The sequence below is a fragment of the Pseudaestuariivita rosea genome (assembly GCF_017592335.1).
GTDB classification, from domain to species: Bacteria; Pseudomonadota; Alphaproteobacteria; order Rhodobacterales; family Rhodobacteraceae; genus Parasulfitobacter; species Parasulfitobacter rosea.
On the sequence record NZ_JACNMP010000003.1, the window covers coordinates 76,104 to 90,498 of the forward strand.

The 14,395-nt window shown below is 56.5% G+C and carries 14 protein-coding genes; 7 read left to right on the forward strand and 7 right to left on the reverse strand.

Going from position 1 to position 14,395, the window contains the following annotated elements; translation table 11 throughout:
* The first annotated feature begins 12 nt into the window (after window positions 1–12).
* Genes H7848_RS03440 through recR form a run of 3 tightly spaced genes read left to right on the forward strand, consistent with a single transcriptional unit; the run spans window position 13 to window position 2,736 of the window.
* Window positions 13–1,788 carry a DNA polymerase III subunit gamma/tau gene (locus tag H7848_RS03440; protein WP_208347988.1) on the forward strand — a complete coding sequence of 592 codons (1,776 nt, stop codon included), beginning with the start codon at window positions 13–15 and terminating at the stop codon, window positions 1,786–1,788.
* A gap of 3 nt (window positions 1,789–1,791) precedes the next feature.
* On the forward strand, window positions 1,792–2,136 hold the full coding sequence (locus tag H7848_RS03445; RefSeq protein WP_208347990.1) for a YbaB/EbfC family nucleoid-associated protein: 345 nt from the start codon (window positions 1,792–1,794) through the stop codon (window positions 2,134–2,136).
* A 9-nt stretch (window positions 2,137–2,145) separates the two neighbouring features.
* Window positions 2,146–2,736 carry a recombination mediator RecR gene (recR, locus tag H7848_RS03450; RefSeq protein WP_208347992.1) on the forward strand — a complete coding sequence of 197 codons (591 nt, stop codon included), beginning with the start codon at window positions 2,146–2,148 and terminating at the stop codon, window positions 2,734–2,736.
* A gap of 75 nt (window positions 2,737–2,811) precedes the next feature.
* On the opposite strand, the gene lnt is transcribed toward recR, so the two are convergent.
* From lnt to groES, 6 genes are all read right to left on the reverse strand, one after another.
* On the reverse strand, window positions 2,812–4,335 hold the full coding sequence (lnt, locus tag H7848_RS03455) for an apolipoprotein N-acyltransferase (RefSeq protein ID WP_208347994.1): 1,524 nt from the start codon (window positions 4,333–4,335) through the stop codon (window positions 2,812–2,814).
* Window positions 4,332–5,189: a hemolysin family protein gene (locus H7848_RS03460; protein WP_208347996.1), complete on the reverse strand. Its 858-nt coding sequence runs from the start codon at window positions 5,187–5,189 to the stop codon at window positions 4,332–4,334. Before H7848_RS03460 ends, lnt begins: the two co-directional genes overlap by 4 nt.
* A 285-nt stretch (window positions 5,190–5,474) precedes the next feature.
* Entirely contained in the window at window positions 5,475–5,981 is a 507-nt protein-coding gene (gene ybeY / locus H7848_RS03465) for an rRNA maturation RNase YbeY (RefSeq protein WP_208347999.1), read from the reverse strand.
* A gap of 4 nt (window positions 5,982–5,985) precedes the next feature.
* The gene (locus H7848_RS03470; RefSeq protein ID WP_237072557.1) at window positions 5,986–6,993 is read right to left on the reverse strand and encodes a PhoH family protein; all 1,008 of its coding nucleotides are present in this window, start codon (window positions 6,991–6,993) and stop codon (window positions 5,986–5,988) included.
* A gap of 182 nt (window positions 6,994–7,175) precedes the next feature.
* Window positions 7,176–8,819: a chaperonin GroEL gene (gene groL, locus H7848_RS03475; RefSeq protein WP_208348005.1), complete on the reverse strand. Its 1,644-nt coding sequence runs from the start codon at window positions 8,817–8,819 to the stop codon at window positions 7,176–7,178.
* 33 nt (window positions 8,820–8,852) lie between these two features.
* Window positions 8,853–9,164, reverse strand: a complete 312-nt coding sequence (gene groES, locus H7848_RS03480; RefSeq protein ID WP_208348007.1) for a co-chaperone GroES — start codon at window positions 9,162–9,164, stop codon at window positions 8,853–8,855.
* Between the two features lie 200 nt (window positions 9,165–9,364).
* Between groES and H7848_RS03485 the strand changes: the two genes are divergently transcribed.
* Entirely contained in the window at window positions 9,365–10,354 is a 990-nt protein-coding gene (locus tag H7848_RS03485) for a TraB/GumN family protein (protein WP_208348009.1), read from the forward strand.
* 3 nt (window positions 10,355–10,357) lie between these two features.
* On the opposite strand, the gene H7848_RS03490 is transcribed toward H7848_RS03485, so the two are convergent.
* Window positions 10,358–11,323: a KpsF/GutQ family sugar-phosphate isomerase gene (locus H7848_RS03490; protein WP_208348010.1), complete on the reverse strand. Its 966-nt coding sequence runs from the start codon at window positions 11,321–11,323 to the stop codon at window positions 10,358–10,360.
* Window positions 11,324–11,558: 235 nt separating this feature from the next.
* Between H7848_RS03490 and H7848_RS03495 the strand changes: the two genes are divergently transcribed.
* From H7848_RS03495 to dnaA, 3 genes are all read left to right on the forward strand, one after another.
* A complete protein-coding gene (locus H7848_RS03495) occupies window positions 11,559–12,026 on the forward strand; it encodes a hypothetical protein (RefSeq protein WP_208348011.1) in 468 nt (155 codons plus the stop codon).
* A 122-nt stretch (window positions 12,027–12,148) separates the two neighbouring features.
* Window positions 12,149–12,412 carry a 30S ribosomal protein S20 gene (rpsT, locus tag H7848_RS03500; RefSeq protein ID WP_208348012.1) on the forward strand — a complete coding sequence of 88 codons (264 nt, stop codon included), beginning with the start codon at window positions 12,149–12,151 and terminating at the stop codon, window positions 12,410–12,412.
* 568 nt (window positions 12,413–12,980) lie between these two features.
* The gene (gene dnaA, locus H7848_RS03505) at window positions 12,981–14,330 is read left to right on the forward strand and encodes a chromosomal replication initiator protein DnaA (RefSeq protein WP_208348013.1); all 1,350 of its coding nucleotides are present in this window, start codon (window positions 12,981–12,983) and stop codon (window positions 14,328–14,330) included.
* The last annotated feature ends 65 nt before the right edge of the window (window positions 14,331–14,395 follow it).

The following is a 14,395-nucleotide window of genomic DNA, read 5'->3' on the forward strand; positions in this document are numbered from 1 at the left end:
CAGTGAGGTTGCATGTCCAAGGCGGATCAGAAAAGCGGATATCAGGTTCTGGCTCGAAAGTACCGGCCCGAAACCTTTGCCGATCTGGTGGGTCAGGATGCGATGGTGCGCACGCTGAAAAACGCGTTTGAAGCCGATCGCATTGCGCAGGCGTTCATAATGACCGGTATTCGCGGAACGGGAAAGACGACGACAGCACGGATCATTGCCAAGGGGATGAATTGCATCGGCCCTGATGGCACGGGTGGGCCTACGACGGACCCTTGCGGGCAGTGCGAACATTGTGTGTCGATCATGCACGGTCAGCATGTCGATGTGATCGAGATGGACGGTGCGTCCCAGACCAAGATCGACGATATTCGCAACAACGTTCTGGACAGCGTCTATTACGCACCCGCTTCGGCGCGCTACAAGATCTATATCATTGACGAAGTTCACATGCTGTCGAACAGCGCGTTCAATGCGCTGCTGAAGACGCTGGAAGAACCGCCCGCCCATGTGAAGTTCATCTTTGCGACGACTGAAATCCGCAAGGTACCTGTGACGGTTCTATCGCGATGCCAGCGGTTCGATCTGCGCCGGATCGAGCCCGAGGATATGATCGCGATGCTGCGCCGGATTGCGACGGCCGAGGGCGCAGAGATCAGCGATGATGCACTGGCCTTGATCACACGCGCGGCAGAAGGATCTGCCCGCGATGCGCAGTCGCTTTTGGATCAAGCGATCAGCCATGGCGCAGGTGAAACGACCGCAGATCAGGTGCGCGCGATGCTGGGGTTGGCGGATCGGGGTCGCGTGCTGGACCTGTTCGATATGATCATGCGCGGTGATGCGGCGGCCGCCTTGACGGAATTGTCGGGACAATACGCCGATGGCGCCGATCCGATGGCCGTGCTGCGCGATCTGGCCGAGATCACCCATTGGATCAGCGTGATCAAGATCACGCCCGAGGCGGCAGAGGATCCCACGATCGGCCCCGATGAACGGATGCGCGGGCAGGATATGGCGGCCAAACTGCCGATGCGCGTGATGACGCGGATGTGGCAGATGCTGCTGAAAGCGCTGGAAGAGGTCGCGATGGCCCCGAACGCGATGATGGCCGCCGAAATGGCGGTGATCCGCATGACCCATGTGGCCGAATTACCTTCGCCCGAAGATTTGGTTCGCAAGCTGCAGGACACGCCACCGCCCCCGGCACCAGCACCCAATGGTGGGGGTGGTCAGCCAGCCCCGGTGGGGGCTCGATCGCCTGCGGCGGGCGGGGGGGCGTCTGTTGGTTCGGGGGCTGACGCCTCGGCCCGGTCTGCTGGGGGAACGGCAACCGCACTGGCGGTACATGCGGACCGCGGGCTTGGGCGCTATGCCCGGTTTGATCAGGTTGTCGATCTGATCCGCGCGAACCGGGATGTGAAACTGCTGGTCGAGGTCGAAACCTGCGTTCGGCTGGTCCGCTATAGCCCCGGACGGATCGAATTTCAGCCGACAGAGGCAGCGCCGCAGGATCTGGCGCAGCGGCTTGGGTCGCGCCTGCAAGCCTGGACCGGGAACCGTTGGGCGGTTAGCGTCGTGGCCGAAGGCGGTGCACAAACCATTGCAGAAGAGCGCGATGCCAAGGACGATGCGCTGAAAGCGAAAGCCGCCGAGCATCCGCTGGTCAAGGCAGTCTTTCAAGCCTTTCCCGACGCCGAAATCATCGAGATCAGGACGCCGGAAGCAATTGCCGAAGAGGCCGCGCATGACGCGTTGCCCGAAGTTGATGAAGAATGGGACCCTTTTGAGGAGGATTGAGCAGTGTTTAAAGGACTAGGCGGTATGGGCGATATGGCCAAGATGATGAAAGCCGCGACCGAAATGCAGACCAAAATGACCGAGATGCAGGAAGAACTGCACAATATCATGGTCGTGGGCGAAAGCGGCGCCGGGCTGGTCAAGGCCACAGCAACGGCAAAGGGTGAGTTGAAGGGGCTGGATATCGATCCGTCGATTTTCTCGGGCGATGACAAGGAAGTTGTCGAGGATCTGATCCTTGCTGCGATCAAGGACGCGCAGCAAAAGGCAAGCGAGCGCGCGCAAGAGGAAATGGTCAAACTCACCGAAGGGCTGGGACTGCCCCCAGGGATGAAACTGCCGTTTTAAGCAGCCTCAATGGGCAAGACCAAAGACATAGACGCCCTGATCGAGCTGATGGCGAAACTGCCTGGGCTTGGGCCTCGGTCGGCGCGGCGGGCCGTGCTGCATCTGATAAAAAAACGCGGCATCCTCTTTGCACCGCTGGCCGATGCCATGCAGACCGTCGCGGCGACGGCACGCGAATGCCTGAACTGCGGGAATATCGGAACCGAAGACATTTGCGATATCTGCAGCGATGACAAACGTGCAACGGGCGAACTCTGTGTGGTCGAGGATGTCGCTGATCTGTGGGCGATGGAGCGCGCCGGTGTCTTCAAGGGCCGATATCACGTGCTGGGCGGAACGCTGTCTGCGTTGGACTCAATAGGACCGGATGAGCTGCGCATCCCACAGCTTGTCGACCGGATTGTTGCCGAAAACATACGCGAAGTGATCCTGGCGCTGAACGCAACCATCGACGGTCAAACCACGGCCCATTACATCGCCGACCAGTTGCCGGATGTGGCTGTGACATCACTGGCCCAGGGCGTGCCGATCGGTGGTGAGCTGGATTATCTGGATGACGGCACGATCACGGCCGCCCTCAAGGCCCGCAAAAGCTTCTGACTGCCTGCCCAAAACAAACTGCGCCTTTATTGTTCCCAAAATACTCTCGCCGAAGGCAACGCCCGGAACGGGCGTTTAGTCAGCACGCGCCAACAAGCGCCGACGCGTGACCAACGCGCCCAGAACGACAATCACCAGCAAGATAACCGGCCAATCCCCCACCACAGTATAAAGCGTCGCCGCGCGTTTATCGGGCAGCGGCAGATCCAGATATCCTTCCTGATTCAGCGGGATGCTGCCCGTGATATGACCATAGGGATCAATGACAGCAGACACACCGGTATTGGCCACGCGCACCATCGGCAGACCCTGTTCAATGGCGCGCATCCGGGCCTGCATCAGGTGCTGATAGGGGCCTGAAAACTGCCCGAACCAGGCGTCATTGGTCAGCAAAAGCAGCATATCGCCCCGTTCAGGGGCGGCATTGGCCAGATGTGGGAAAATACTTTCATAACAGATCAATGGCACGGCTTTGCCCAGATCGCCAAGATCCAATGTCATTGGCCCTGCCCCATGGGCAAAGCCACCGTCCTGATTGGCCGCCAGTCCATAGATTCCAAACTGCGCCAGAAAACGGGCGGCGGGCATGTACTCGCCAAACGGAACCAGATGGGCTTTATCGTAGCGGCCAGTGATGCTGCCCTGGTCGTCGAATGAAATCAGCGAATTATAAAAACGCTGGTTTTCCGTGCGCTGAATACCGATCACCGTTGTTGCACCCCGGGCAGCACGGGCGATTTCCCTCAGTGGTTCATCAGCTTGGTGCAGCCAGAACGGTACGGCGATTTCGGGCCAGACGACCAGATCGACGGGCTCAGCCGCGGCGGTGTATTCGATCTGACGGTTATAGAACACGGGCATCATATCGGCCCGCCATTTCAGATGCTGTGCTGCATTGGGTTGCACCAGACGAACGACGGGTGCATCGGCTGCGATATTGGCACGCCACGGAACCGGTGTGACCGAAACAGCGGCCAAAGCCAGCGCAAAGATTGACGCCAGTCTTTGTGATCGCCCCTGTAGCCAGACCAGGGCAGCCATGGCGGTAAAGATGATCAGGTTCAGGCCGTGGGGCCCCAAAAGTGCCGCAGCCTGCCCCACAACGCTGTCGACCCAGGCATAGGGCTGCATCGCCCAGGGAAAGCCCGTGAACAGATAGGTGCGCAGCAATTCGGTGCCTGTCAGCGCCATCGCCAAAATGAATGGGGCCGTTCCCAACCAGCGACCCACGCCAAAAGCAATCGCATAAAGCAGGGCCAAACCGCAGCACAGAAAGAACATTGCAAAGGGTGCCAACCAGCCGTGTCGTGCGGCATCGACCATGAAGGGTTCGACAATCCAGTGCAGTCCAAGCACAAAAAAGCCTGTTCCAAAGGCCCAGCCCAGCCAGACCGCCTCTTTCACCGATGATGTCTGCTGAAAAATCGCAAAACAGGCCCAAAGGCCAAGCAGCGTTGCGATCACAAGACCGAAGGGGGGCTGCCCCAGGGCTGCGACAGCGCCCAAGAGCGATGCAATCGCTGTCTTTTGCCAAAGGGGGCGCAGGCTGTACCAACCCGCGACGCTGCGGTCGTCAGTGTCTGAGGTATAGACAGTCACGGCACACGAACGCGCAGACGTTTGATGCGACGCGGGTCAGCATCGACAACCTCGAACTCGGGGCCAGCGGGGTGGACCACGACCTCGCCCCGGGCCGGCACGCGGCCGGTCAGCATGAAAACCAGACCACCCAACGTGTCGATTTCTTCTTCGTCGATATCATCGTGATCCGTCAGGGATTGTCCGATAGCCCCCTCAAAATCCTCAAGCGGGGTTTTGGCCTGAGCCAGATAGCACCCCGGTTTTTCCTCGGTCCAGAAGCGGCCCTCGGCGATGTCGTGTTCATCTTCGATTTCGCCGATGATCTGTTCGATCAGATCTTCGATGGTAACCAGCCCGTCGACGCCGCCGTATTCGTCAATCACCAAAGCCATATGCGTCCGATCGGTTTGCATTTTCTGCAACAAGACCGCGACGGGCATTGACGGCGGAGCATAGAGCATGGGGCGCAAAATCTTGCGCATCTGAAAATCGCTGTGGCCGTTAAAGCCGTGTTTCAACGCCAGATCTTTCAGGTGGATCATGCCGATGGGCGTGTCCAAAGTGCCTTCGTAAACAGGCAGTCGCGTCAGGCCACTTTCGCGAAAGGTCTGCACCAGATCATCCTTGCTGATGTCATCGGGCACGGCAACGATATCGGCCTTGGGAATATAGACATCGTCCAGCCGCACCTGATGCAGGTTCAGCAGCGACGGCATTTTCGGGCCGTTCTTCCATTCGTTTGATTCTGATGGATCGGTGTCGCTTTCGCCAGAGCTGAAAGCGCCAAGAATACGGCTTAATAAACCGCTTTGGTTTTCGGGTTCCTGCGCGCTTTGCGCTGCGTTAGAGGAGCCCTCGGAAGTGTCGCTCATTTGTCCTTTCCAAGTAACAGGCCAGTGTCTTATCACAGAAATTCGACTGAGAAAACGCCCGTTGCGCCACACACCTTTGGAATTTCGACCAAAAGGTAGTGCCAGCGCTGGCCGATGTAAACACTCACCTTCCAGGATATATCGTCGATGAAACGAAAAAGAAGATCATTCGGTGTTTATTCGATTTTTTCGGATGACTGTATCGTAAAAAGATCAGCGGTGCGCGATGTTTCGCTGGCATGATCTGTTTTCTGCAGCAAATGTCATGGACACATTTGAGTAAACCTATGATCTGTAAGGATCAGCTATTCCAAATTGCGCAAGTATTTCTGTCTCTAACCCCTCCATCAATTCTGCGTCTGCGTCGGTCAGGTGATCGTAGCCAAGCAGATGAAGGGTGGCATGAACCAGAAGATGCGACACATGCTCGGCGAAAGGCTTGTCCATTTCGATCGCTTCGCGGTGGCAGGTGTCATAGGCCAATGCGATATCACCCAGCTCAATCAGCCCGGCCGCGGGTATTTCGGGCGACATCGGGGCCTCACCGGGGCGACTGGTTGAAAGGGTCTGGGACGGCCAGCTGAGCACATTTGTCGGCTGGGGCTTGTTGCGGAAGGCTTCATTCAGGTCAGCGATGCGGCTGTCATCGGCGGCCAGCAGACTGACCTCAAAGACCGAAGGCTCGAAGCCCAGACGATCCAGAGTTCCTGACACGCATTTCGGGGCCAGTCCGGTCAGGTCGAGCGTCGCCCAGCGTGGATCTTCGATCAGAACGTCGACCTCGGCGGACATCGTGTCAGGACGTCGCTTCGTCGGCCTCGTAGGCCTCGATGATCGCGGCAACAAGGGGATGGCGCACGACGTCTTTGGCGGTGAAATAGTTGAAGGAAATCTTGGGGATGTCTTTCAGCAACCGTTCCGCGTCCCGCAAACCGGACTGGACACCGCGCGGCAGATCGACCTGGCTGCGGTCGCCGGTGATGACCATGCGGGATCCTTCGCCAAGGCGGGTCAGGAACATTTTCATCTGCATGGTGGTGGCATTCTGCGCCTCGTCCAGAACAACGAAGGCATTCGACAGTGTGCGACCACGCATGAAGGCCAGCGGTGCGATTTCGATCCGCTTATCCTCAATCAGCTTGGCAACCTGTTTACCCGGCAGAAAGTCATTCAGCGCGTCGTAAAGCGGCTGCATGTAGGGATCGACCTTGTCTTTCATGTCGCCCGGCAGAAAGCCAAGCCGTTCGCCCGCCTCCACCGCGGGGCGCGACAGGATGATGCGGTCGACATGACCACCAACGAACATGGATACACCGACCGCCACGGCCAGATAGGTCTTGCCGGTTCCAGCGGGGCCGATCCCGAAAGCCAATTCGTTTTCAAAGAGCGCCTTGACGTAGGCTTTCTGCGCCTCGGTCCGGGGTTCAACCAGCTTTTTGCGGGTCTTGATTTCGACACGCCCGCCCTTGAACAGCTCCATCTGGTCGCCGTCCCGCGTGCCGGTATCCTGCGCCGCCCCGTTCATCCGCAATTCGCCGTCGATTTCACCTGCATCGATGCTGCGCCCGGCCTCAAGCCGCTGATAGAGCGTCTGCAGAACAGCAGCAGCGTGACCCCGCCCCTCACTATCGCCAATGATCGCCAGCTGATTACCACGACGCAGGATCTGCAATCCAAGGGCATGTTCGATCTGGGCCAGATTGCGGTCGAACTCTCCGCAAAGATCAATCAGAATGCGATTGTCCGGAAATTCCAGAAGCGTTTCCTGAATATCTTCGGATACGGTCGCAGTTTCCAGAGCCAAGTAAATCTCCTGTCGTCGGGGCCTAGCTTGATCTAGCCCTGCCAAAGACCGCGATGCAAGAGCGACCTTTGTTTTGTCATGCAAATGATAAGAAAATTTAGAGATATTGCGCGAAAACATGGCGTCAGAATCAAAAAAGGGGCCCGAAACCGGACCCCTTTCAAATCATATGCAAGCCAAGCTTACATCATGCCGCCCATGCCGCCCATGTCGGGCATGCCGCCACCGGCGGCAGCGCCTTTGGGTTCGGGTTTGTCGGCAACCATGGCTTCTGTTGTGATCAGAAGACCTGCAACAGATGCCGCGTCTTCCAATGCTGTCCGAACAACCTTGGCCGGGTCGATAACGCCGAACTTGAACAGATCGCCGTACTCTTCGGTTTGCGCGTTGAAGCCGAAGGCAGGATCATTGCTTTCGCGGATCTTGCCTGCGACAACAGCACCGTCAACGCCCGAGTTTTCGGCAATCTGACGCAGAGGGGCTTCAATCGCTTTGCGCACGATCGCAATACCGGCGTTCTGGTCTGGGTTTTCACCCACCAGATCGTTCAGCACTTTACCGGCCTGGACCAGAGCAACACCGCCACCCACGACGATACCTTCCTGAACAGCCGCACGTGTTGCGTTCAGGGCGTCATCGACACGGTCCTTACGCTCTTTCACTTCGACTTCAGTCATGCCGCCGACACGGATAACAGCAACACCGCCAGCCAGTTTGGCCACACGTTCCTGCAGCTTTTCGCGGTCGTAGTCAGATGTGGTTTCTTCGATCTGCTGACGGATCTGGCTGACACGGGCTTCGATTTCGGCTTTTTCGCCTGCACCGTCGACAATTGTCGTTTCGTCTTTGGTGATCGAGATGCGCTTGGCTGTGCCTAGCATGTCCATTGTAACGGACTCAAGCTTCATGCCCAGATCTTCGCTGATGACCTGACCACCGGTCAGGATCGCGATATCCTGCAGCATGGCTTTACGGCGGTCACCGAAACCAGGGGCCTTGACGGCCGCAATCTTCAGGCCGCCGCGCAGTTTGTTGACAACCAAAGTTGCAAGCGCTTCGCCTTCGACGTCTTCAGCAATGATCAGCAGCGGCTTACCAGACTGAATGACCGACTCAAGCAGTGGCACCATGGGCTGCAGCGACGACAGTTTCTTTTCGTGCAGCAGGATCATGCAGTCTTCCAGATCTGCAGTCATCTTGTCGGGGTTCGTCACGAAGTAAGGTGACAGGTATCCACGGTCGAACTGCATACCTTCGACAACATCAGTTTCAGTGTCGAGGCCTTTGTTTTCCTCAACAGTGATGACCCCTTCGTTGCCAACTTTTTGCATCGCATCGGCGATCTGACGGCCGATTTCGGCTTCACCATTGGCCGAGATTGTGCCGACCTGCGCAACTTCGTCGCTGTCTTTGACTTCGCGGGCGGCTGCTTTGACATGTTCGACCACTTTCGACGTTGCAATGTCGATGCCACGCTTCAGGTCCATTGGGTTCATACCCGCAGCAACAGCTTTCATGCCTTCTTTCACGATGGCCTGGGCCAGAACGGTCGCAGTTGTTGTCCCGTCACCGGCTTCGTCATTGGTGCGGCTGGCGACTTCTTTCACCATCTGCGCGCCCATGTTTTCGAACTTGTCTTCCAGTTCGATTTCCTTGGCGACAGAGACACCGTCTTTCGTGATGCGTGGGGCGCCGAACGATTTGTCCAGGACCACGTTGCGGCCTTTGGGGCCCAGTGTTACCTTAACAGCATCGGCCAGAGTGTTGACGCCGCGCAGCATACGGTCGCGGGCGTCGGTATGGAATTTTACGTCTTTTGCAGACATTTTCAGAACTCTCCTGATATCAGAGTGTTTAGATTAGGCGGCTTTGGCGGCAGCGGTACCTTCGAGGATACCAAGGATGTCGCTTTCTTTCATGATCAACAGCTCTTCACCGTCGACGGTGATCTCTGTGCCGGACCATTTGCCGAACAGGATGCGGTCGCCAACGCTGACGTCCATTGCGATGCGGTCGCCGTCTTCGTCACGGGCGCCTGCACCAACGGCGATCACTTCGCCTTCTGCTGGTTTTTCTTTCGCGCTGTCGGGGATGATCAGCCCGCCAGCTGTTTTTTCTTCGCTCTCTACGCGGCGCACAAGCACGCGGTCATGAAGCGGTTTAAATGCCATCTCTGAGTCTCCTTACCCAAAGTTTCTCCCAAACGGCGCCGAACAGCGCCATTAGCACTCGACTCGAGTGAGTGCCAATGGCGCACAGGTAGGAAGATCACGGACCCGTGTCAACAGCCCGGCGTCGAAATTTTCATCTGGTTGTCGGGCAGGGTCTGTCAGTCTAATGTCCGAACCATCACCGTTTTGGAGGCCACGTCATGCGCGCTTTTTTCATATTTACTCTGATTTGGCTGGCATCGCCGGTTCTGGCCTTTTGCACAGGTACAGATGAACTCGCCGGGCTGACGACCCAGGATCGCGCCAGACTGAACGATGCCGTATCGGCGACGCCCTATCCCGTCGGCAATCACTGGCGTGCGCAAAAGGACGACAGCGTCATCCATGTGGTCGGAACCGTTCATGCCTATGACCCCCGCCTTGATCCGGCGCTTGAGCGGTTAAAACCACTGATCGACGATGCGGAAATGCTGCTGGTTGAGATCACGCTGGACGATGAACGCGCCTTGCAGGAACGGCTGACCCGCAAACCGGAACTGCTGATGCTGACCGATGGCCCGACTTTGCCCGAACTGATGTCGGAAGAAAGCTGGCAAAACCTGGCGGATGCAGCGCGCGAACGGCAAATTCCGGCGTTCATGGCGGCCAAGTTTCAGCCGTGGTATTTGTCGATGATCCTTGGCATCCCGCCCTGCGCCATGGCTGATATGGCCCGCGGTGTACGTGGTTTGGATCATATGATCATGGAGCACGCAGTTGAAACCGGTACACCGATGCAATCGCTTGAGGATTCGGCCACCTTGCTGCGCATGTTTTCGTCTGACCCGATCGAAGAACAGATCGAAATGCTGGAAGCCGGATTGGCGATGAACTACGACGCAGACGCGATGTATGCGACCCTGATTGAGGCTTACTTCCGCGAGATGCATGTTGAAATCTGGGAATATTCCCGACTGCGATCACAAGCCGTGCCCGGTTATACCGCCGAAGATATGCGACGCATGTTTGCCGAGGTCGAAGATATGCTGCTGATCCGTCGCAACATCGCCTGGATGCCCGTGATCCTGGGGGCTGCCGATCAGCACGATATGATTATCGTCGCGGCCGGCGCGGCGCATCTGGGTGGAGAAAAAGGCGTGCTGAACCTGCTGGAAAACGAAGGCTATGCGTTAGAACGCCAGCCGTTCTAAGCCCTATGCAATACCGGCGCGCAGGCAGTCGTGCAGTCGAATGATGCCATGCAGATACTTCTTGTCGTCGGCGACCAGCAGGGTTGTGATCTTGTTTTGATTCATGATGTGCATCGCCTCGGACGCAAGCGCGCTTTGGGCTATGGTGCGCGGCGATTTAGTGGCAACCTCAATCGCTTTGCGTGCCATCAGATTGGTCAGATTGCGACGCAGATCGCCATCGGTGACAATGCCCAGAATAGCCTGCTGATCGTCGACGATGACAGCAATACCGAAATCCTTCGCGCTCATCTGAACCAGTACGTCGCCCATGGGCCAATCGGGGCCAACCAGTGGCAGCGCATCCCCCTGATGCATCAGTTTTTCGACAGTCAGCAACTGTGCGCCCAGCTTGCCGCCGGGGTGAAATGACAAAAATCCGTCGCGCTGAAATCCGCGGTGATCCATCAGGGCCACGGCCAGCGCATCGCCCAACGCCATCGAACACGTGGTCGAGGTCGTGGGCGCCATCCCGATCGAACAGGCCTCGGGCGCATCGGGCAGCGGCAGGACGATCTCTGACTGCGTGCCAATCGTGCTGTCAGGCTTCTTGGTGATCGCGATCATCGGTATGGAAAACCGTTTTGCATAGGTGATCAGATCGGCCAATTCAGTCGTTTCGCCCGAGTTTGACAGCACGACAATAACATCCTGCGACGTGATCATGCCCAGATCGCCATGACTGGCCTCGCCCGGATGAACAAACTGGGCCGGTGTCCCCGTACTGGCCAGGGTCGCCGCAATCTTGCGCGCCACATGGCCCGATTTACCCATGCCAGACAGGATCACACGACCCTGGGCCTGCAAAATCAGATCGACGGCATCCGACAGCGCATCAGGAATGTTATCGGCCATCTGCAACAGAGCGTCGCCCTCGATCCTAAGGACGCGCCGGGCGGATGATCTGACAGCATCAGGGGATGAAGTCATATGATTACCTATGCTTGAATTCGTGTCGGTGACCGTTAAACGGCATCTTGCGCCAAGTCCACCCCGACAGGTAAAAGAACAAAGTAAGAACAATACTGCGAAAACTATCGTAAAATCATAAGCGTAATATACGTCAGCAGTAACTTTTTCTGAAGCCGTATCCGTTTGACTGGTGTGCGTATCGCACTGTGGGTGTGCGAAGGTGGCCCGTTCGCGGGTATGAGTGGAGTGGAAAATGAAACTGCGTGGTTGGGGCCGCGCGGGCGGGCGATTGCAGCTTGCTTTCGTGGCAATGCTGCTGCTTGCCTCGGCCTGTCTTGCGGAAAAGCCGCTGATCATAGGCAATGATCCAGGGGGGAATCTGGAACAGCGTGCCTTGGAAATTCGGCAACTGCGGGCGGGTGGGCGACCGGTTCGTATCACCGGTCGATACTGTATGTCCGCCTGCACATTATATCTGGGTTTGCCAAAGACCTGTGTATCACCCCATACGATTTTCGGATTTCACGGCCCCAGGTCGGGGATATATGGTGTCGGATTGCCGCCACCGGACTTCGAAAAATGGTCCAGGCTGATGGCCCGCCACTATCCAGCGGAGGTTCGTGAATGGTATCTTGAAAAAGGGCGTTATATGACGATGGGCTTTTATGAATTACGCGGGCGCGATCTGATCAAACTGGGGGTGCCCCGCTGTCGATTGTAAAAAACAACGCAGCGGCACCAGAAAACTTTACGGCATGCGGCGCAACACTGTTGACTTAACTGCGACTCGGGTCTAAGGACGCGACTTCAGATTTAACCGAACCCTCAAGGGAACGACGAGACATGGCAAATTCGCCTCAGGCTAAAAAACGCGCACGTCAGAACGAAAGCCGCTTTCAGGTCAATAAAGCGCGCCGTTCGCGCATCCGTACCTTTCTGCGAAAAGTAGAAGAGGCAATCGCATCTGGTGACAAGGACGCAGCAACATTTGCACTGCGTGCGGCCCAACCTGAGTTGATGCGCGGTGTGACAAAAGGTGTTTATCACAAGAACACAGCATCCCGTAAGATTTCGCGTTTGTCGGCCCGCGTAAAAGCGATAGGCTAAGCACCAAATCCAGACGTGATGATTAAGGCGCCCAATCGGGCGCTTTTTTGGTTTTTGGGCGGCGATCTGCGCATCAGAAATGCCGCAAACAGATTCTTTTCGGAAAAGCGTGAGTCAAGCGTGAAGTTCTGTTGAAACGACTCTGTTCGACACGCTAACACACTACTCACGATTCACATTGTCTGGGGGGACAAGGTAAAGAGTCCGGCGGAAGTGCATGGTGTGGCCATGTTTTCCTGCAGCTACAGCTAGGCCGGACTCTCTACGCATTTGCAGAAGTGCCGAAACACTGATCGGCGCGATGTAACCGGCGTGGGCGGTTTGTTTTGTTTATCAAAACGACCCGTATTGCCTTTGGTCCAGGTCGTTGAGCGTTGGGTTACAGTACCATCCATTTGGGTGACTATATTCCTGTGCAATACGGCTTTTGAGGCGTCGGGCATAATGCCTTGGCACTCACGCCAACATCTGGATCAACTGGGAAAGAAATCGCGTATTGGTGCGCGCGGTTTCCGGGCAGACGGGGGTCTGTCTGCGGCGTAGATAAAATGAATGGGTCGAACGAAAAATGACAAATGAGACATGGGGACGGGTCCGTCAGGAACTTATCAAGGCAGTTGGCAAAAACAATTATACGACATGGATTGAGCCGCTTGAGTTCCGTGATCTGTCAGACGGCGTTGTAACCTTTACCGTCCCAACCAGTTTCATTGGCAATTATGTTTCGCAGAATTTTGGCGATCAGATTAAATTTCAGCTGAATATGACCGGGACTGAGGTGAAACGCATTGCATTTCAGGTTGCTGCGAATTCACCAAGACGCCCCGCGCCTGCGCAGCATTCGGAAAAGCCCGCAATGGCTGAAACACAGCACGATCTGCCAGGTGCCCCACTTGATGCCCGTTATACCTTTGACAGCTTCGTCGTCGGCAAACCGAACGAACTGGCCCATGCTGCATCCAAGCGCGTGGCCGAAGGTGGACCGGTCACGTTCAACCCGCTGTTTCTATACGGTGGGGTCGGCTTGGGTAAAACGCACTTGATGCACGCCATCGCCCATGAGCTTCAGGCCCAGAAACCCGCACTGAATGTGCTCTATCTGTCGGCCGAACAGTTCATGTACCGTTTCATTCAGGCGCTGCGCGTCAACAAGATGATGGACTTCAAAGAACTGTTCCGATCCGTTGACGTCCTGATGGTCGACGATGTGCAGTTCATCGCTGGCAAAGACTCAACGCAGGAAGAATTCTTTCATACTTTCAATGCCTTAGTCAGTGCGAACAAACAGATCATCATCTCGGCCGATCGCGCACCGGGTGAAATCAAGGACCTTGAAGACCGCATCAGATCCCGCCTGCAATGTGGCCTGGTGGTTGATCTGCACCCGACTGATTATGAATTGCGCTTGGGCATCCTGCAATCGAAGGTCGAACAGTATCGTGGACAGTATCCAAACGTAGAACTGCGCGATGGTGTGTTGGAATTTCTGGCCCATCGTATCTCAAAGAACGTTCGTGTGCTGGAAGGCGCCCTGACGCGCCTGTTTGCCTTTGCATCACTTGTGGGCAAACCTGTCACGATGGAGCTGACCCAGGACTGTCTGGCCGATATTCTGCGCGACAGTGATCGCAAAGTGTCGGTCGAAGAAATTCAGCGAAAAGTCAGCGAACATTTCAATATCCGCCTGTCGGATATGATCGGCCCCAAGCGCGTCCGCAACTTTGCCCGCCCCCGTCAGATTGCGATGTATCTTTGCAAGCAACTGACCAGCCGATCCCTGCCGGAAATCGGGCGTCGGTTTGGCGGACGTGATCACACAACGGTCATGCACGGCGTGCGCAAAATAGAAGAGCTGATCACGACAGACGGTCAACTTGCAGACGATCTTGAACTGCTGCGCCGGGCGTTGGAAGGCTAACTGGGCTTGACGCCCCCAGCATTCTTACCGACAGTCAAAAATAACCTTCATAAAAAGACTTGTGC

Coding starts and splice junctions, on each gene's coding strand:
- H7848_RS03440 (WP_208347988.1), top strand. CDS start 13: ATGTCCAAGGCGGATCAGAAAAGCGGATATCAGGTTCTGGCTCGAAAG.
- recR (WP_208347992.1), top strand. CDS start 2,146: ATGGGCAAGACCAAAGACATAGACGCCCTGATCGAGCTGATGGCGAAA.
- H7848_RS03460 (WP_208347996.1), bottom strand. CDS start 5,189: ATGAGCGACACTTCCGAGGGCTCCTCTAACGCAGCGCAAAGCGCGCAG.
- ybeY (WP_208347999.1), bottom strand. CDS start 5,981: ATGTCCGCCGAGGTCGACGTTCTGATCGAAGATCCACGCTGGGCGACG.
- groL (WP_208348005.1), bottom strand. CDS start 8,819: ATGTCTGCAAAAGACGTAAAATTCCATACCGACGCCCGCGACCGTATG.
- groES (WP_208348007.1), bottom strand. CDS start 9,164: ATGGCATTTAAACCGCTTCATGACCGCGTGCTTGTGCGCCGCGTAGAG.
- H7848_RS03485 (WP_208348009.1), top strand. CDS start 9,365: ATGCGCGCTTTTTTCATATTTACTCTGATTTGGCTGGCATCGCCGGTT.
- H7848_RS03490 (WP_208348010.1), bottom strand. CDS start 11,323: ATGACTTCATCCCCTGATGCTGTCAGATCATCCGCCCGGCGCGTCCTT.
- H7848_RS03495 (WP_208348011.1), top strand. CDS start 11,559: ATGAAACTGCGTGGTTGGGGCCGCGCGGGCGGGCGATTGCAGCTTGCT.
- rpsT (WP_208348012.1), top strand. CDS start 12,149: ATGGCAAATTCGCCTCAGGCTAAAAAACGCGCACGTCAGAACGAAAGC.
- dnaA (WP_208348013.1), top strand. CDS start 12,981: ATGACAAATGAGACATGGGGACGGGTCCGTCAGGAACTTATCAAGGCA.